The following is an 18,737-nucleotide window of genomic DNA, read 5'->3' on the forward strand; positions in this document are numbered from 1 at the left end:
CGCACGATCGGAGCACACGCCCGGGCTGCGCGTTCCGGGTTGCGGTCCGGACGGCGCGTCCCGGCGGCGCTCTCCCTCCGCCGAGAATCCGCGCAGCGCACCACCGCCGGGCGAAGTAGCCTGTACCTATGCGTGTGCACGTCGCCGACCACCCTCTCATCACCCACAAGCTGTCGGTGCTGCGCGATGTGCGCACCCCGTCGCCGGTGTTCCGCCAGCTCACCGAGGAGCTCGTGACGCTTCTCGCCTATGAGGCGACGCGCAACGTGCGGGTGAGCCCGATCGAGATCACCACCCCGGTCACCACGACCATGGGCGTGAAGATCTCCGAGCCGCGGCCGATCGTCGTCCCGATCCTGCGTGCCGGTCTCGGCATGCTCGAGGGCCTCGTCAAGCTGCTGCCCACGGCCGAGGTCGGATTCCTCGGCATGGTCCGCGACGAGGAGACCTTCGAGCCGACGACCTACGCGGAACGTCTGCCGGACGATCTCAGCGGACGTCAGTGCTTCGCGATCGACCCGATGCTCGCGACCGGTGGTTCCCTCGCGGCCGCGATCCAGTTCCTCTTCAACCGCGGCGCCGACGACGTGACCGCGATCTGCCTGCTCGGCACGCCCGAAGGCGTGGCGGCGATCGAGCGCCTCGTGGGCGACCGCAACGTCACTCTCGTCCTCGGTGCACTCGACGAGCGCCTGAACGAGAAGGGCTACATCGTGCCCGGCCTCGGCGACGCCGGCGACCGCCTGTACGGCACGGTCTGAGTCGGCGCGGTCTGAAGTCCGCCCCGGTCTGAAGTCTGCCCCGGCTGAGGTCGTGCCGGCCTAGATCTCGAGCACGTAGGAACGATCCTCGCCGTACGCGTCGAAGCCGCAGCGCGCGAGGATCGGGGCCGACGTCTCGACCCTGCCCTTGACGAGCGCGGTAGTCGCACCGCGCTCTCCGCCGATGCGCAGCCGCTCGGCGAGAACCGCGCGGTAGGCGCCCCGGCCCCGGAACTCGGGAAGCGTCGCCGCGCCCCACAGCCTGAGGAAGCCGTCCACGAGTGTGCATCCGCCCGTGCTGACGGCCTGTCCGTCGATGCGGGCGAGCGCGCGGAACCCGGTCCCGGACCCGGCGTCCGTGACGACCTCGTCGAGCTGCGCTGTCAGCCCCTCCTCGTCGAGCGGTTGCTGCACCCACACCGGCACACTGACCGCATCGACATCGCGTACCTGGTCGAGCGTGCGCACGGTTTCGGCCGCGATCCCCTCCGGCACAGGGATCGGATCCCCAGGAATCGCCCGCGCAAAGACCGTCACAGTGTCGTCGTGCACCGCGCCACGGCGGCGCAGCTCGTCCTCGACGTGCGGGGAATCAGCCGCGCCGACCCAGAACACCAGCTTCCGCTCGCCCCAGTCCCTGGTGCGGCCGATCGCATGATCCACGACTCCGACCGCGTCGAGGTTCGAGTCGATCACCGAGGCACGCACGCCGCCGCCGAAGCGCGCGGGATACCGCACCAGTTGCAAGTGCTCCCGCTCACTCTCACTGTCGCGCGGGAACCAGACCCAGGTCGCGGACGCCTTCAGGATCTCCGCCTCAGTGTGCATGGATGTGCTCCCGTTCGTCGCTCACTCGCTCGGTGATACCGGCCACGGAATACGGATCCGCCCCATCCCGATCGGCGCCGACGAGGTGCGCGAACGCGCTGAGCCGGGCGACGCCCTCGGGCGTCCACGGCAGGTCGTCCAGCAGAGCCGGCGAGTGCACGAGGTAGGCGGCGACCTTGGCCCGTGAGATCGCCACGTTGAGCCGGTTCTGCAGCAGCAGGAACTCGGGTCCACGCGGCGCGTCCCGCCCGCTCGATGCGGCGAGCGACGTGATCGAGACCACGGCCTCCCTGCCCTGGAAGTTGTCTACTGTGCCCACGGCGACATTGCCGAGATCGGCCTCGGCGAGCGCATCGAGGATCAGCTGCTTCTGAGCGTTGTACGGCGCGACGACGATGACGTCCGCCTGCTCGAGAGCCCGCGGCGGCGCGCTCTCCATGCCGTCGGTGTACTCGCGCCCGATCAGGGTGCGGACGATGCGGACGACCTCCGCGGCCTCCTCGGGGGACTGCGTGGCGTTGCCGCGGTGCCGGATCGGTCGCACGTGCAGCCCCGGCTCGACGCCGTCGATCACGCGCTGCTCCGTGCCGGGCGCGGAGGCGAGCGCACCCGCGTAGGCGAGCTGCGAGACCGGCGCCGCGACGTCTGGATGCATCCGCCAGGAGCGGGCGAGGAAGGCTCCGTGCGCCGGATCGATCACCGCCTTCTCATGCATGACCCAGCCGAGCGCCGAGGTGTTCACGGGTTCGGGGTGCGTGCCCTGGCTGACCTGCGGCAGCTGCTGCGGGTCGCCGAGCAGCAGCAGGCGCTGCGCGGAGACTGCGACGGCGATCGTGGAGGCGAGCGAGAACTGCCCCGCCTCGTCGATCACGAGCAGGTCGAGCTCGCCGCGCTRCACGCGCCGGGTGCTGGAGAAGTCCCAGGCGGTGCCGCCGACCACGCAGCCGCGACCCGCGCTGCCCTGCTCGGCGAGGTACCCGGCCATCCCGTCCTTGCGGATCACGGTGAAGACGGGCTCCGACCCGTGCGGATCCTTCGGCGCCTTCGCCACCTGCTCCGAAGGAACTCCGGCCGCGACCACCCGCTCGAGCAGGTTCTCCACGATCGCATGCGACTGCGCGACCACGCCGATCCGGTATCCGTGGTCGTTCACGAGTCGGGCGATCACGTGGGAGGCCGTGTAGGTCTTGCCCGTGCCGGGAGGGCCCTGCACCGCGAGGTAGCTGCGATCGAGGTCGAGCACGCCCCGCACGATCACGTCGGCGGCATCGGCGCTGCCACCGGGGTGCCCGTCCGGCCCCGTCTCCATGACGGGCAGCGGCCCGCCGGAGACCGTGCGAGGGACGATCCTGCGCAGCACATCGGTGGCCGGATCCCGGGGGAACTCCGGCGACGCCGACAGCACGGATCCGGCCCACTCCTCGATCGCTCCCTGCAGGGAGTTCACGCGGGGCGGCGTAGCCGGGGTGAGCGCGAGCGGCATCTCGTCCCAGGTCTGCCCGCCGATCGAGCGTTCGCGGATCCGGTACCCGTCGTCGAGCACCTCGACGACCTCGACCTCGTGCGGCACGTGGATCACGCGTGCGGGGAACTCGCCGAAGAACGGCGCGGGGGCCTCGTACAGCGCGAACGGACTGCCTCCGGCGTTCAGGGTGCTGCCGGGCGCGACCTCGCCGTGCAGGTCGACGAGGCGCGTGACCGCACGGGCGCCCTCCTCCTGTCCCCAGTCCTGCGCGACCGCCGAGCGGCCGGGGTCCACCCGCAGCACGTCGCGCGTGGACTCCCACAGCGTCACGGGCTCGCGCAGGCGCTGGAAGTGCGAGATCCAGAAGCTCTTCGCCTCGCGCGGGAAGTAGTCGATCGCGGCGGCCGCTACGCGGTAGGTCTGGCCGTCTCCGCCCTCCGCCTGCACGCGCTGCCCCTCCGCCTGGAGCGCGAGCGAGAGCGGCGCTGGTTCATAGGCGCGGGTCTCCGGCTCGTCCGGCGGGGCCGGCAGCACGCCCGCCTCGCGCGCGAGGCCGACGAGCCAGTTGCGCAGGCGGCGGGTCGAGACGCAGTCGTAGCGGTTGTAGTCCGCGAGGTCGGCGAGGATCCCGTCCGCCTCGGCCGTGCGCCCCGAGGCGGCGAGGCCTCGTGCCTGCACGTACTGGACGATCGAATCATCGCCCTTCTGCACATCGCTCGTGCGCACCTCGGCGCCCATGTAGAGCGGCTCGAGCTTCTTGATCGAGTACGACCGAGATCCGATCCGCACCGTCCGCAGCACCAGCGGGTACAGGTCGACGAACACACCCTCCCGGAGCAGCCGGTCGACCTCGGCCTCGCCCACGCCGTAGCGCTCCGCCATGTTCTGCAGGTGCGAGGTCTCGTAGGGCGCGTAGTGGTAGATGTGCATGTCGGGGTGCGCCGCCCGGCGTGCGGCGACGAAATCGAGGAAGTCGAGGAGCGCTTGCTTCTCGGCTGCGAAGTCGTGCGCCCAGAGCGCGGAGTACTGCTCGGCGTCGTCGACCCAGCCGAACAGGTAGTCGAGCCCCCATCGCTTGTTCTCCTGGGGCTGGGCCTCGCCCGGCTCGGTATAGAGCGGATCCCCCTCGAAATCGAAGAACAGGTCACCGCGACTGGGACGCGGCATCATGCCGATCGCGGCGGCGGAGACCACCTCGAACGGCGGCACCGGATGTGCCGCCCCGTCCCCCTCCCCGCCGCCATCCGCCCCGTTGTTCCCCGCCGCCCCGACCTCAGCCGCGCCGACCTCAGCAGCAACGAGCTCCGCCGCAGCGACTGCCTCCTCGGCCATCGCGGTGAGCTGCAGCCGCGCCTGCGCGCGCAGCGCCTCGAACGTGTCCGCGCTCATGCCCTCCGGGGCATGAGCCGCGGCCGCGAGGTCGTCGATCGTCTGGATCCCCGCGACGCGGAGGCGCGCCCGCTGCACCGGCCTCATACGCGCGACGAGCAGCAGGTCGCGGTGGGACACGACCTCGACCTCGCAGGTGGCGCAGCGTCCGCACGCGACGATCTGAAGGTCACCGCGGTCATCGCCCCAGGCGAGCGGAGCACCGGCAGCGCCCTCGTCGATGCGGCGGTCGGCGATGAGAGCGCGCAGGCGGGCTCGTCGCACGTGGAAGAGCGGCAGCAGGTCGCTCACAGCGTGCGTCGAGATGCTCCGGTCGCCGAGGATCAGATCCACCTCGTCGGAGCGCGGAATGTCGAGCCGATCGAGCTGGTCGACGTATGCCGCCAGCTGCATGAGAGCCGTGACCCGGGCCGTGCGGGCGAGTTTGGAGTCCTGCACGCGCCACCGGCCGTCGGAGTCGCGTCGCAGGAAGTCGGCGAACCCGACGAACTCGGGCGTGGAGAACGCGGCCTGGTACACCACCGTCGCCTCGGATCGCAGCGCATGCAGCGTGTCCGCGACGACGCCGGCGAGCGCCTCGGCGTCGGTCGAGGACACCTTCGGCAGCTCGATCACGCCCGGCCCTCCGTCGACCGATCGCCCGTCCTCCGCGATGTAGTCGCCCAGCACGACGAGCTCGTGCGCGTCGCCCATCGCCGCGGCGCGGGCGAGCGTGGCGTCCTCCGGATCCTCGACCGGTTCGACCCGCCCGAGCTTCGCATCGACCGAGCGCGCCCAGGCGAATTCGCACTCCGCCGCGAGCTTCAGATCCGTGGCGCTCCAGATCACGCGCTTCCGGTCGGATCCGGAGGGGGTGATCACGCGCACGACGGCTCCTGTCTTCGGGTGGCGACCGAACGGGCCGTCGCTTCGACCCTAGACGGGACCGCCGACATCACCGGATCCAAGGCGCTCCGCGCGACGCCTGCACGATCCGATCACGGATGCACGACCGATTGGGCTGATTCGTCGTGCATCCGTGGCAACGCCGTGCATCCGTGGCAGCAGCGAGCCTCCGCCGCGCGTCAAGACAGGGCAGACGGGGAAGACAGGGAAGACAGGACCCGGCTCAGCGCCACCACGTGTCGTCGGGGGTGACCGGCTGGCGACGCTTGTGCGCGGTGGCGAGGTAGCGCGCCTCGATGCGCTCCGCGACGTCGGCCTCGACGCGCCGCCCCTCCAGGAAGTCGTCGATCTGCTCGTAGGTGAGCCCGAGCTCGTCCTCGTCGGCGCGACCCGGCGTTCCGTCGAGGAGGTCCGCCGTCGGCACCTTGTAGGCCAGGCGGTCCGGCGCGCCGAGCTCCCGCAGCAGTGCGCGTCCCTGCCGCTTGGTGAGCCCGGCGAGCGGCGTGAGGTCCGCCGCCCCGTCGCCGAACTTCGTGAAGAACCCGGTCACCGCCTCGGCGGCGTGATCCGTGCCGATCACGAGCATGCCGCGCTGTCCGGCGATCGCGTACTGCGTGACCATCCGCAGGCGTGCCTTGATGTTGCCGCGGTGGAAGTCGGCGACGTCCTCGAGTCCCGCCGCCTCGAGGTCGTTCTCGAGGCCGTCCACACCGTGCTCGATGTTGACCTCGACGCCCTCGTCCGCGGCGATGAACGCCATCGCGGCCGTCGCGTCATCGGCGTCGTGCTGCACCCGGTAAGGCAGTCGCACGGCGATGAACGTCGCCTCACCTCCCTCGGCGCGCACCTTCTCGACGGCGAGCTGCGCGAGGCGTCCGGCAAGGGTCGAGTCCTGTCCGCCCGAGATGCCCAGCACGTAGCCTTTGGCGCCCGTGCGCCGGAGGTAGTCGACGAGGAAGCCGATCCGGCGGTCGATCTCCGCGGCCGGATCGATGTCGGGACGCACTCCGAGATCGGCGGCGATGTCCTGCTGCAGGGTCATGCTTCTCCTTCGGTCGTGGAACCAGTATCCAACGGCGACGTTTCGTGCGCGTGAACGCCGACGTCGGCCTGGCGACGCCTGCGAGGATGGAGGCATGAGACTCCTCGTCGCCGCCCTCGCGTCCGAACTGCAGGCCTTCCCCGAGTCGCTGGAGGGTTTCGACCGGCTCGTGACCGGCCCCGGCAAGCTCAAGGCCGCGTACGGCCTCACTCGCGCACTGGATGCGGCCGCGTACGAGGAGATCGTCGTCGTCGGCACGGCCGGCGGGGTGGATCCCGAGCTCCCGGGCGGCGTCTACGAGATCACCGCCGCGATTCAGCACGACGTGCAGGATCTGGACGGCGTGATCGGGCAGCACGTCTCGCTGCCGCCGCGCGTCGCGACAGGCCGCGACGGTCTCGTGATCGCGACGGGCGACAGCTTCGTCGACGACGTCGCGGTCGTCGAGCGGATCCGGGGCCTCGGCGGGGTTCTCGTCGACATGGAGACCTACGCCTACGTCTGGGTCGCCGACCAGTTCGACGTGCCGATCCGCGTGCTGCGCGCGATCTCCGACACCGCTCAGGACGGCGCCACCGCCGTGTGGGACGAGACCGTCGCCGCCTGCAGCGTGCAGCTCCGCGCGCGGATCCAGGACGAGTACGCGGTCTGACAGGTTCCGAACTCAGTCGATTCGGGTCGCTGCGGGCGGCAACAAGCCCGGCGCCGCCCGGATCGACTGAGTTCGCGACGAGCACCCGCCGAGAACGCGCCCGTCACCGCGCCCGGCACACCCCCGCTCGCACCCGGCCGTGGACATTTCAGTTAACGCTCGCTAATCTGAATCACGAGTCCCATCGTCGCCCGATGGCCCCACCCAATGGAGGGTTCCGTGCCGCAGACATCCGCGCCGAGCGCACCAGCGCCGACCTACCGGGAGCTCGTCGACGAACTGCGGGTCCGCCGCGCCGAGGCCTCCCTGGGCGGGCCGGAGAGGTCCCGCATCCGTCACACCGAGCGCGGCAAGCTGCTCGCCCGGGACAGGGTGGATCACCTGCTCGACACCGGCAGCCCGTTCCTCGAGGTCGCGCCGCTCGCCGGCTACGGGCTGTACGGCGGCGACGCCCCCTCGGGCGGCGTGGTCGCAGGGATCGGGCTCGTGCACGGGCGGCACGTCATGGTCGTCGCCAACGACGCCACGGTCAAGGGCGGCACCTACTACCCGATCACGGTCAAGAAGCACCTGCGCGCGCAGGAGATCGCGGCGGAGAACCGACTGCCCTGCATCTACCTCGTCGACTCCGGCGGCGCGTTCCTGCCGATGCAGGACGAGGTGTTCCCCGATCGCGACCACTTCGGCCGGATCTTCTACAACCAGGCCAGGATGTCGCGCGACGGCATCCCGCAGATCGCGGCGGTCATGGGCTCGAGCACGGCCGGCGGCGCGTACGTCCCGGCGATGAGCGACGAAACGGTGATCGTGCGCAACCAGGGCACGATCTTCCTCGGCGGTCCGCCGCTCGTGAAGGCGGCGACCGGAGAGGTCGTCACCGCGGAGGACCTCGGCGGCGGCGAGGTGCACACCCGGGTCTCGGGCGTCGCCGACCACCTCGCCGAGAACGACGAGCATGCGCTGCAGATCGTCCGGGACATCGTGGCGACCCTCCCTCCCTCCCCCGCGCTCCTCGACTCCGAGGAGGGGCAGGTCACGGATCCCCCCGCCGTCGACCTGCTCGACGCGGTCCCGGTCGAGCTGACCGTGCCCTACGACGCGCGCGAGATCATCCGCGGCATCGTCGACGGCGGCGCGTTCACCGAGTTCAAGCCCGAATACGGCACCACCCTGGTGACGGCGTTCGCGCGCATCCACGGCCACCGCGTCGGCATCATCGCGAACAACGGCGTGCTCTTCGGGGAGTCAGCGCTCAAGGGCGCGCACTTCATCCAGCTCTGCGAGCAGCGCCGGACGCCGCTGCTGTTCCTGCAGAACATCACGGGGTTCATGGTCGGTCGCGAGTACGAGGCGAGCGGCATCGCGAAGCACGGCGCGAAGATGGTGAACGCCGTCGCGACCGCGTCGGTGCCCAAGCTCACGGTCGTCGTGGGCGGATCCTTCGGCGCCGGCACCTACTCGATGTGCGGGCGGGCGTATTCGCCGCGGTTCCTCTGGCTCTGGCCGGGCGCCCGCGTATCGGTCATGGGCGGGCCGCAGGCCGCGTCGGTGCTGTCGACCGTGCGCCGTGATCAGATCGAGGCCGCGGGCGGATCCTGGTCGGCCGAGGAGGAGGCCGAGTTCCAGGCGCCGATCCGCGCCGCCTACGACGAGCAGGGCAGCCCCTACTACTCCACCGCCCGGCTGTGGGACGACGGGATCATCGAGCCAGGTCAGACCCGCGACGTGCTGGGCCTCGCGCTCGACGTCGTGATGCGTTCCCCCTCCGATCAGCCCGCCACCGGCGGAGCGGCAGACCAGCGCCGATTCGGCGTCTTCCGGATGTGATCACGATGCCTCACGACAACATGCACCGCACTGAGCCCGTCGACGTGTTCGACACCGTCCTCATCGCCAACCGCGGCGAGATCGCCTGCCGCGTCATCGCGACGCTGCGCCGGCTCGGAATACGCTCGGTCGCCGTCTACAGCGACGCCGACGCCGGATCCCGGCACGTCGCCCTCGCCGACGTCGCCGTGCGGATCGGCCCGGCCCCCGCGGCGCAGAGCTACCTGAACATCGACGCCGTGCTGGCCGCCGCCCGGGCGACGGGTGCGCAGGCGATCCACCCCGGCTACGGCTTCCTCGCCGAGAACGCCGCGTTCGCGCAGGCATGCGCCGGTGCCGGGATCGTGTTCATCGGGCCGACCGCGGATGCGATCCGCACGATGGGCGACAAGATCACGGCCAAGCTCGCCGTCGCCGAGCGCGACGTGCCGACGGTGCCGGGGATCGCGCGCCCCGGCCTCAGCGACGCCGACCTCATCGCGGCAGCGCCCGGCATCGGCTATCCCCTGCTCATCAAGCCCTCGGCGGGCGGTGGCGGCAAGGGCATGCACGTGGTCGAGGACGAGGCGCACCTCGCGGATGCGATCGCCGCGGCGCGGCGCGAGGCCGCCGCGAGCTTCGGCGACGACGCGCTGTTCCTGGAGCGCTACCTCACCACCCCGCGGCACATCGAGGTGCAGATCCTCGCGGACGCGCACGGCCATGTCGTGCACCTCGGCGAGCGCGAGTGCTCGCTGCAGCGCCGGCACCAGAAGGTGATCGAGGAAGCTCCGTCCCCGCTGCTCGACGAGGTCACGCGCAGGGCGATCGGGGCTGCGGCCTGCGAGACCGCACGGAGCGTCGACTACCGCGGCGCCGGCACCGTCGAGTTCATCGTCGAGGCCGCGAAGCCGGACGAGTTCTTCTTCATGGAGATGAACACGCGCCTGCAGGTGGAGCACCCCGTGACCGAGCAGGTCACCGGCCTCGACCTCGTGGAGCAGCAGCTGCTCATCGCCGCCGGAGCACCGCTCGGCTTCACGCAGGACGACGTCGTGCTGCGCGGGCACAGCATCGAGGCGCGCGTTTACGCCGAGGATCCCGCGTCGGGGTTCCTGCCCACGGGCGGGCGCGTGCAGCGCGTGATCCACCCTCATGGCGAGGGGATCAGGGTCGACACCGCGATCGCCGACGGCCTGGACGTCTCGATCGACTACGACCCGATGCTCGCGAAGATCATCGCGCACGGCGCGGATCGCAACGAGGCCCGGCGGCGCCTGGTGCGCGCGCTCGACGAGACGGCCGTGTTCGGCTTCCCGACGAACGTGGAGTTCGTGCGGACGCTGCTCGAGCTCCCGGAGGTCGTGGCGGGCGACCTCGACACCGACCTCATCGCCCGCCGCTTCGCCGACCTCGCGTTCGCCGAGGCCGACGCACGTGTGTTCGCGGAAGCGGCCCTGCTGCGGGATGAAGCCCGCGACGCCGTGGCCTTCGCCGGAACCGGCCCGTGGACCAGGGGCGACGGCTGGCGCCTCGGCGCCCCCGCCCCGCGCCGATACCGGCTGGCCTGCGGCGACCGCCGCGCCGGGGTGCTCGTGACCGGATCCGGATCCGGTCTGTCGGTCGCGGTCGACGGATCCGCGCCCGTCTCGGCGACGCGGGGCCCCGAGGAGTCCTCCCGGCGCACGCTCACGATCGACGGCGTCACCCGCACGATCGTGGCACTCACGACCGGATCCGATCGGATCGCGGTGGCGCACGCGGGTGCGGTCTTCGAGGTCGCCGTGGAGCGCGTCGCGCACGCCGGTGCGACCGCCGCGGAGACGCAGCCGCATCTGGACTCCCCCATGCCGGGGACGGTCGTGCTCGTGCACGCGTCCGACGGCAGCCGGGTCGAGGAGGGCGATCCCGTCCTCGTCGTCGAGGCGATGAAGATGGAGCACGTCCTGCGCGCGGGCGTCTCCGGCACCGTCTCGCTGCACACGGCGCAGGGCGACACCGTCGCGCGCGGGCAGACCCTGGCCACGATCATCCCCGACGCCGATGAGCCGGGGCCGGACGTGCCGAGCGAACCACAGGAGACGACGTGAGCGAGAAGCGCATCGAGCAGCGCGGACTGTACTTCGAGGAGTTCGAGGAGGGCGCGGTCTACCTGCACCGCCCCGGGCGCACGGTCACCGAGGCCGACAACGTGCTGTTCACGACCCTGACCATGAACACCCAGGCCCTGCACCTGGATGCCGCCTGGAGCGCCGGCACCGAATTCGGCGAGCGCCTGGTGAACAGCATGTTCACCCTGTCCACGCTGGTCGGGCTCTCGGTCGCGCAGCTCACGATGGGCACGATCGTGGCCAACCTCGGCTTCTCCGAGGTCTCCTTCCCCGCCCCGGTGCGGATCGGCGACACCCTCTACGCCGAGACGCTGATCGTGTCCAAGCGGCTGTCATCGTCGCGCCCTGGGCAGGGCATCGTGCAATTCGCTCACACCGGACGCAACCAGGACGGCGCCGTGGTCGCGCTCGCCACGCGGTCGACGCTCATGCAGTGCCTTCCTGCCGAGGAGATCCGACGTTCGGAGGAGATCCGATGAGCGCCCGAATCCACGGCCCCGCACTGCTGTTCTGCCCCGCGGATCGCGACGACCGGTACGGCAAGGCCCTCGCCGCCGCCGACACCGTGATCATCGACTTCGAGGACGCCGTCGCGCCGGACGACAAGCCCGGCGCCCGCGCGAAGGTCGCCTCGTCCGCGCTGGATCCGGAGCGCACGATCGTGCGGGTGAACCCGGCGAGCACTCCCGACCATGCGCTCGACCTCGCCGCGCTCGCGGGCACGGCGTATCGCACGGTGATGCTCGCCAAGGCCGAATCGGCCGCCGACCTCGACGCGCTGCACGCCGCGGGCCTGCACGTGCTCGCGCTGTGCGAGACCGCGCGCGGCGTCGTCCACGCCGAGGAGATCGCCGCGCACCCCTCGGTCATCGGGCTCATGTGGGGCGCCGAGGACCTGGTCGCGAGTATGGCGGGCCGGTCGAGCCGGTTCACCACGGGCGCTCATGCGGGCCGCTATCGCGATGTAGCCCGCCATGCGCGCTCCCGCGCGCTGCTGGCCGCGAAGGCCTTCGGAAAGGCCGCGATCGACTCCGTGCACCTCGACATCGCCGACATCGACGGTCTGCGTGCCGAGGTGCTCGACGCGGCGGCCAGCGGTTTCGACGCCACCGCCTGCATCCACCCGAGCCAGGTCGCGGTGATCCGCGAGGGCTACGCCGCGACGCCGGACGAGCGCGATTGGGCCGAGCGAGTGCTCGCCGAGGCCGTGCAGCGGCCAGGGGTGTTCCGTTTCGAGGGCCGTATGGTCGACGAGCCGGTGCTGCGCCAGGCCAGGGCGATCCTGGGGCGGTGACCGCCCGGCGCAGGCGCTTGCGACCTGATGCAGGCGACGCGTGCAGGACCCCGCGACGCGTGCACGACCGATCCCGTGATCCGGTCCTGCATCCGTCGCAGGATCGTGCATCCGTCGCTCACGACGCGGACATCGGATCCGGGGCGCCTCGCGGGCCGTCGCCGGAACCGGCGCGTCAGCCGATCAGCACGCGCCGCGCAGCGCCGGAGAGGATGCCGCGCTCATCGGCCGAGGCGAGCTTCTCGGTGCTGTGCGAGGTGGAGTTCAGCAGCCCGAACACGGCGTGCATCGCGACCTGGCGGTCGGCCGGGACGAGCTCGGGACGCAGCCGGCCGACGACCTCGGCCCAGAGATCCAGATACTGCCGCTGCAACTTGCGCACCTGACGGTTGGCGGTCTTGGGGAGCGTGCCCAGCTCGCGGTCCTGCACCCGGATGATGTCGCGGTGCGCGAGCGCGAAGGCGAGGTGGAACTCGATGAGGTCGTCCAGCACGTCCAGATCCGAGGCGTGCGGCGCGGCGACGATCTCGGATCCGCCCTGCAGCAGGAACTCGCTGGTGCCGATCAGGATCTCCTCGAGCATCGCGTCCTTGCTCGGGAAGTGCCGGTACAGGGCGGGCCCGCTGACCCCGACCGCGGTGCCGAGCTCGCCGATCGAGACGGCGTGGAACCCGCGATCCGCGAAGAGCCGGGCGGCGGCGTCGAGGAAGAGCTGCCTCGTCCGTGCCTTCCCCTGCGCCCTCGCGGTGGTCATCCCGCAAGGATAGCGATCCTGGACAGTCGGGTGAACGCGCGCTAACATCTATTTCAGTTACTGGTCGTTCACTGAGGAGCTGATCTGCGTGCCCGAGACGATCCCGTCCGAACTCCCCGAGGAGTACCGCGAGCTGTCCGCGACGGTCCGCGATTTCGCGGACCAGGTGGTCGCCCCGGTTTCCGCGCAGCACGACCGCGAGCACAGCTTCCCCTACGAGGTGGTCGCGGGCATGGCGGAGCTGGGCCTGTTCGGCCTGCCCTTCCCGGAGGAGTACGGCGGCATGGGCGGCGACTACTTCGCCCTCTGCCTCGCCCTGGAGGAGCTCGCGAAGGTCGATCAGAGCGTCGCCATCACGCTCGAGGCCGGTGTCTCGCTCGGCGCCATGCCGATCTTCCGGTTCGGCACCGAGGAGCAGAAGCAGCGCTGGCTGCCCTCCCTCGCCGCGGGCACGCAGCTCGGAGGGTTCGGCCTCACCGAACCCGACGCGGGCAGCGACGCCGGCCGCACCCGCACCACCGCGCGCCTGGACGGGAACGAGTGGGTGATCAACGGCTCGAAGCAGTTCATCACGAACTCCGGCACCGACATCACCGCCTTCGTGACCGTCACCGCGGTCACGGGCGAGACCGAGCGGGGCAAGGAGATCTCGACGATCATCGTGCCGTCCGGCACTCCGGGATTCACCGTCGCCCCGCCCTATGACAAGGTCGGCTGGAACGCCTCCGACACGCACGGCCTGTCGTTCGACGAGGTGCGCGTGCCCGAAGGCAACCTCCTCGGCGAGCGCGGGCGCGGCTACGCGAACTTCCTGAGGATCCTCGACGAGGGGCGCATCGCGATCGCCGCCCTCGCGGTCGGCGCGGCGCAGGGCTGCGTCGACGACGCGGTCCGCTACGCGAAGGAGCGCCAGGCGTTCGGCACCCACATCGGCGGGCATCAGGCCATCGCGTTCAAGATCGCCCGCATGGAGGCACGCGCGCAGGTCGCCCGCCGCGCCTACTACCACGCGGCCGCGCTCATGCTCGCGGGCAAGCCCTTCAAGCAGGAGGCGGCGATCGCCAAGCTCACCGCGAGCGATGCCGCGATGGACAACGCGCGCGACGCCACCCAGGTCTTCGGCGGCAACGGCTTCATGAACGAGTACCGCGTGGCCAGGCACTACCGCGACTCGAAGATCCTCGAGGTCGGCGAAGGCACGACCGAAGTGCAACTCATGCTCATCGCGCGCAGCCTCGGGCTGTGAGCGCCCTTCGTCTCGTCGCTGCGCTCCTCGCTCAGGGACCGGGACCTGATTGACGGGATCTGCCCGAATTCGGGCAGATTCTTGTCGTTCGTCGGGAGGATCCGCATACTCGTCTCATGACCGACGATGACCTGATCCAGCGGATCGCGGCATCCACCGGTCTGCCGGCGAGCGTCGCCGCGCGGGTCGTCGACGACGTCCTCGCCTGGTACGACGAGCCCGTCGAAGCCTTCGTGCGGCGCCGCCATGCAGAGCTGCAGCTCTACGGCACGCGCAACGCGGAGGCCTTCGCGCTCATCGCCGCGGAACTGCGCGACCGCCGCGTCGCCGCCCCAGAGCTCTCCGAGCGGCAGCTGCGCCGCATCGTCTACGGCTGAGCCCAGCCCTGTCCCACCTCCACTTACTCTCCTCAGGAGCCCCACCATGTGCGGAATCGTCGGATACATCGGCCACCAGGCCGCCGCCCCTGTCCTCGTCGAAGGCCTCACCCGCCTCGAGTACCGCGGCTACGACTCRGCGGGCATCGCCGTGCTCGGGAGCAAGGGCACGACGTCGATCCGGCGGGTCGGCCGGGTGCGCGAGCTCGAGGCCGCACTGCCCAAGCGGCTCACCGGCACGGTCGGGATCGGCCACACCCGCTGGGCGACGCACGGGCCGGCCCTCGAGCAGAACGCGCACCCCCAGCGCAGCCAGGACGGCCGGATCAGCGTCGTGCACAACGGCATCATCGACAACGCCGCGGCCCTGCGCGCCCAGCTCACGCAGTCGGGCGTCGAGCTCACGAGCGACACCGACACCGAGGTCATCGCCCACCTCATCGCCCTGTCGGACGCGGAGACCCTCGAGCAGGCCGTGCTCACCGCGCTCACCCGGATCACCGGCACCTACGCCCTCGCCGTGCTCGATGAGCAGCACCCCGAGCGGATCGTCCTGGCCCGCAGCGGATCCCCGCTGATCATCGGCATCGGCGACAAGGAGATGCTCGTGGCCAGCGACGTGGCCGCGCTCGTGCGGCACACCGATCGGGTCGTGCACCTGAACGACGGCGAACTGGCGACGGTGACCGCGACCGGATTCCGGACCTTCGACCGCGGCAACAGCCCGACCAGCTCCGAGCCGGTCGAGATCAGCGTCGCGGCAGAGGATCTCGAGCTCAGCGGCTACCAGCACTACATGCTCAAGGAGATCCACGAGCAGCCCGAGGCCGCGGCGATGGTCCTGCGCGGCCGGCTGGACGAGAAATTCGCCACGGCCCGCCTGGACGGGCTCGGACTGGATCCACGGGAGCTCCGCAGCTTCCGCCGGATCAAGATCCTCGGCTGCGGGTCGGCCTACTACGTCGGACAGCTGGGGGCGCAGCTCATCGAGAACCTGGCTCGCATCCCCGCCGACGCCGAGGCCGCGTCCGAGTTCYGGTACCGTCAGCCGATCATCGAGTCGGACACGCTCTACGTCGTGGTGAGCCAGAGCGGCGAGACCGCCGACACGGCCTTCGCCGTCGAGGAGATCAAGCGCAAGGGCGGCCGGGTGATCGGCGTCGTCAACGTCGTGGGCTCGACCATCGCCCGCACGGTCGACGGCGGGATCTACCTGCACGCGGGGCCGGAGATCTCCGTCGCATCGACCAAGGCCCTCACGAACATGGCGCTCTCCTTCGCCCTGCTCGCGCTGCATCTGGGGCGGCTGCACGATCTGTCGCACGCGGACGGCCAGCGCATCCTGCGCGGGCTGCAGCGCATCCCGGAGCAGCTCCAGGAGATCCTCGATGACGCGGATCCGATCGCAGCCGTCGCGGAGGACATCGCGAAGGCGCAGAGCGCCTTCTACGTCGGGCGGGTGCGCGGGTTCCCGGTCGCCCGCGAGGGCGCGCAGAAGCTCAAGGAGATCAGCTACATCCACGCGGAGGCGTACCAGACGAGCGAGCTCAAGCACGGCCCCCTCGCTCTGATCGACCCGCACATGCCGACGGTCGCGGTCATCCCCCAGGACGAGCTGACCGACCGCAACCTCGCCGCGGCCGAGCAGGTCCTCGCACGCAAGGGCCCGTTGATCGCCATCACGCACGCCGGGGTGGACCTCGCCCATCTCGACGCGCGGACGATCATCGTCCCGAAGAACGAGCCCGAGCTGGATCCGATCCTGCTGACCATCCCGACCCAGCTGCTCGCGTACCACGCGGCGGTCATCCTCGGGCATGACGTGGACAAGCCCCGCAACCTCGCGAAGTCGGTCACCGTGGAGTGACCGGCACTCGCGCCCGACACGCCAGACGGAGGGAGAATGGCAGCATGAGCAGCACTCACCCCTCCGCAGGCCTGTCCGCCGGCCGGGACGCGGTCATCGTCGCCGCCCGACGCACCGCGGTCGGCGTCGGCAAGCCCGACCGCGGCGTCTTCCGCGGCGTGCACCCGGTCGACCTCTCCACGCACCCGATCCGGGCCGTGCTGGCCGACACGGGCGTGGATCCGGACCTCGTCGACGATGTCCTGTGGGGCTGCGTGTCGCAGGTGGGCGAGCAGTCCTTCAACGTGGGCCGCAACGCGGCCCTCGCCGCGGGACTGCCGGAGCACGTGCCGGGGATGACGATCGACCGTCAGTGCGGATCCTCGCAGCAGGCGATCCAGAGCGCCGCCGCCGCGATCATCGCCGGCTACGCCGACATCGTGGTGGCGGGAGGCGTCGAGGTCATGTCCCGCGTGCCGATGTTCTCCAGCGTGGCAGGGCAGGATCCCTACGGACCTCTCGTGCACGAGCGCTTCCCGGATCTGGGCGACCAGGGCACGGGAGCCGAGCTCATCGCACAGAAGTGGGGCCTCACCCGCGCCCAGCTGGACGAGTTCTCGGTGCGCTCGCACACGAGGGCGGCCGCCGCGACCGCGGAGGGCCTGTTCGCCGACGAGATCGTCCCCGTCACCACGGACGCGGGTGTCGTCACGACGGATCAGGGGATCCGCCCGGACTCCACCGTCGAGCGTCTGGCGACCCTCCCGACGCCGTTCCTCGAGGACGGGGTCGTGACCGCGGGCAGCGCATCGCAGATCTCCGACGGCGCGGCCGCCGTGCTCATGATGACGAGCGCGCGTGCCGCCGAGTTCGGGCTCACCCCGATCGCGCGCGTGCACAGCGTCGCGGTTGTGGGGTCGGATCCGATCCTCATGCTCACCGGGCCGATCCCTGCCACGGCGAAGGTGCTGGCCCGCGCCGGCCTCGACATCGCCGACATCGGCGCCTTCGAGGTCAACGAGGCCTTCGCCCCTGTCGTGCTCGCCTGGCTCGCCGAGACCGGCGCTGACCCCGACCTCGTCAACCCGCGCGGAGGAGCGATCGCCCTCGGGCACCCCCTGGGGGGATCCGKCGCGCGGCTGACCACGACCCTGCTGCACCACATGCGGCAGAACGGGATCCGCTACGGCCTGCAGACGATGTGCGAGGGCGGCGGCATGGCGAACGCGACGGTGTACGAGCTGCTCTGACCTCGCCGGGGCTCTGACCTGGCCAGGCTCTGTTCAGGCGTCGATGACGCTCGGGCCGTCTGGCGTCGCGCGCACGGTGAGCTGGGCCGGGATCTGCTCCTGCATGGCTTCGACGTGGCTGATGACGCCGACGGTGCGGCCGCCCGCGCGAAGCTCGTCGAGCGTGCGCATGGCCACGTCGAGAGTCTCCCCGTCGAGGGATCCGAAGCCCTCATCGATGAACAGGGTGTCGAGCTGGATGCCGCCGGCGCGAGCCGTGACCACCTCGGCGAGTCCGAGCGCGAGCGCGAGCGAACCGAGGAACGTCTCGCCTCCGGAGAGCGATTGCGCGGGCCTGGTCTGCCCGGTGAACGCGTCGAACACGACGATGCCGAGACCCGAGGCGGCCCCGCGGGCGGCCCTGGCGTCGCTGTGCTGCAACTGGTAGCGCCCCGACGACATGTCTGAGAGACGCAGGTTCGCGGACGCGACGATCTCCTCGAGCTCCGCGGCGAGCACGAAGGTCTCCAGGTTCATCCGGTAGGTGTTCGCTCCGCGCCCGGCGACCGCGTCCGCGAGCTGCTGCAGGATCTCGTGCTCCTCGGCCGCGGTGGCGCCCCGCGCATGCTCGGCCGTCGCGGACTCGACGAGGGATCCGAGCTGGGCGGCGGTCACCCCCGCCCGGCTGGCCTCGTCCACGGCCCTCGTCCAGGCGGTGCGCGCGTCGGATTCGGCTGCCTCGTGCGGCGCGAGGTCGATCGGCTCGTCGGGGAGGGTGCGCAGCTCGAGATCGAACAGGATCGCGCGTTCCTTCGTGCGTTCGGCGGCGTGCGCGGCGATCCGTTCCTCGAGCACGGCCTGGTCGGCAGGGCTGCGCAGGGCGGCTCCGGCGGCGGTCGCGTCGTCGAAGGGGGATGCGGCCAGGGCCTCCTGCTGTTCGGCGAGCGCGACGGACGCGGCCTCGGCGCGGGCACGGCGCGCCTCGAGCGCCGTGGCGAGGCCCTGCGCCGCGGCGATCCGCGCACCCGCGTCGGCCACGCGCGCGGCCACCG

The 18,737-nt window shown here is 71.1% G+C and carries 15 protein-coding genes; 10 read left to right on the forward strand and 5 right to left on the reverse strand.

Translation table 11 applies throughout. The features are described from left to right. Window positions 1–128: 128 nt before the first annotated feature. The gene (upp, locus tag AC1DG4_RS14765; protein ID WP_477378590.1) at window positions 129–761 is read left to right on the forward strand and encodes a uracil phosphoribosyltransferase; all 633 of its coding nucleotides are present in this window, start codon (window positions 129–131) and stop codon (window positions 759–761) included. A 60-nt stretch (window positions 762–821) separates the two neighbouring features. Here upp and AC1DG4_RS14770 read toward each other — a convergent pair whose 3' ends face one another. From AC1DG4_RS14770 to nadE, 3 genes are all read right to left on the reverse strand, one after another. Beyond that, window positions 822–1,589 (reverse strand): GNAT family N-acetyltransferase, encoded by a 768-nt coding sequence (locus tag AC1DG4_RS14770; RefSeq protein ID WP_477378589.1) that lies wholly within the window; start codon window positions 1,587–1,589, stop codon window positions 822–824. Next, window positions 1,579–5,310 carry a TM0106 family RecB-like putative nuclease gene (locus tag AC1DG4_RS14775; RefSeq protein WP_477421310.1) on the reverse strand — a complete coding sequence of 1,244 codons (3,732 nt, stop codon included), beginning with the start codon at window positions 5,308–5,310 and terminating at the stop codon, window positions 1,579–1,581. The genes AC1DG4_RS14770 and AC1DG4_RS14775 overlap by 11 nt, the downstream gene beginning before the upstream one ends. Window positions 5,311–5,551: 241 nt before the next feature. Next, window positions 5,552–6,370, reverse strand: a complete 819-nt coding sequence (nadE, locus tag AC1DG4_RS14780; RefSeq protein ID WP_477378585.1) for an ammonia-dependent NAD(+) synthetase — start codon at window positions 6,368–6,370, stop codon at window positions 5,552–5,554. 94 nt (window positions 6,371–6,464) lie between these two features. Here nadE and AC1DG4_RS14785 point away from each other — a divergent pair, with 94 nt between their 5' ends. The 5 genes from AC1DG4_RS14785 (at window position 6,465) to AC1DG4_RS14805 (ending at window position 12,233) form a co-directional block, all read left to right on the forward strand. Then, window positions 6,465–7,022: a phosphorylase family protein gene (locus AC1DG4_RS14785; RefSeq protein WP_477378583.1), complete on the forward strand. Its 558-nt coding sequence runs from the start codon at window positions 6,465–6,467 to the stop codon at window positions 7,020–7,022. A gap of 219 nt (window positions 7,023–7,241) precedes the next feature. Further along, window positions 7,242–8,849 carry a carboxyl transferase domain-containing protein gene (locus AC1DG4_RS14790; protein ID WP_477378581.1) on the forward strand — a complete coding sequence of 536 codons (1,608 nt, stop codon included), beginning with the start codon at window positions 7,242–7,244 and terminating at the stop codon, window positions 8,847–8,849. A gap of 5 nt (window positions 8,850–8,854) precedes the next feature. After that, a complete protein-coding gene (locus AC1DG4_RS14795) occupies window positions 8,855–10,918 on the forward strand; it encodes an acetyl/propionyl/methylcrotonyl-CoA carboxylase subunit alpha (protein WP_477378579.1) in 2,064 nt (687 codons plus the stop codon). Continuing rightward, window positions 10,915–11,418: a MaoC family dehydratase gene (locus AC1DG4_RS14800; RefSeq protein WP_477378577.1), complete on the forward strand. Its 504-nt coding sequence runs from the start codon at window positions 10,915–10,917 to the stop codon at window positions 11,416–11,418. Before AC1DG4_RS14795 ends, AC1DG4_RS14800 begins: the two co-directional genes overlap by 4 nt. Then, window positions 11,415–12,233, forward strand: coding sequence for an HpcH/HpaI aldolase/citrate lyase family protein (locus AC1DG4_RS14805; protein ID WP_477378575.1), 819 nt, complete (start codon window positions 11,415–11,417; stop codon window positions 12,231–12,233). Before AC1DG4_RS14800 ends, AC1DG4_RS14805 begins: the two co-directional genes overlap by 4 nt. Before the next feature lie 175 nt (window positions 12,234–12,408). Here AC1DG4_RS14805 and AC1DG4_RS14810 read toward each other — a convergent pair whose 3' ends face one another. Then, the gene (locus AC1DG4_RS14810; protein WP_477378573.1) at window positions 12,409–12,987 is read right to left on the reverse strand and encodes a TetR/AcrR family transcriptional regulator; all 579 of its coding nucleotides are present in this window, start codon (window positions 12,985–12,987) and stop codon (window positions 12,409–12,411) included. A gap of 88 nt (window positions 12,988–13,075) precedes the next feature. On the opposite strand from AC1DG4_RS14810, the gene AC1DG4_RS14815 reads away from it, so the two are divergent. From AC1DG4_RS14815 to AC1DG4_RS14830, 4 genes are all read left to right on the forward strand, one after another. Further along, entirely contained in the window at window positions 13,076–14,233 is a 1,158-nt protein-coding gene (locus AC1DG4_RS14815) for an acyl-CoA dehydrogenase family protein (protein WP_477378571.1), read from the forward strand. Window positions 14,234–14,349: 116 nt separating this feature from the next. Further along, complete coding sequence (locus tag AC1DG4_RS14820) at window positions 14,350–14,610, forward strand: hypothetical protein (RefSeq protein WP_477378569.1); 261 nt, start codon at window positions 14,350–14,352, stop codon at window positions 14,608–14,610. 46 nt (window positions 14,611–14,656) lie between these two features. Further along, complete coding sequence (gene glmS / locus AC1DG4_RS14825; RefSeq protein WP_477421311.1) at window positions 14,657–16,477, forward strand: glutamine--fructose-6-phosphate transaminase (isomerizing); 1,821 nt, start codon at window positions 14,657–14,659, stop codon at window positions 16,475–16,477. Window positions 16,478–16,521: 44 nt separating this feature from the next. Further along, a complete protein-coding gene (locus AC1DG4_RS14830) occupies window positions 16,522–17,706 on the forward strand; it encodes a thiolase family protein (protein ID WP_477421312.1) in 1,185 nt (394 codons plus the stop codon). Window positions 17,707–17,739: 33 nt separating this feature from the next. On the opposite strand, the gene AC1DG4_RS14835 is transcribed toward AC1DG4_RS14830, so the two are convergent. Next, window positions 17,740–18,737, reverse strand: a 998-nt coding sequence (locus AC1DG4_RS14835; RefSeq protein WP_477421313.1) for an SbcC/MukB-like Walker B domain-containing protein, incomplete at its 5' end; no start/stop codon positions are given.

The organism is Microbacterium sp. 05N427, assembly GCF_056397105.1.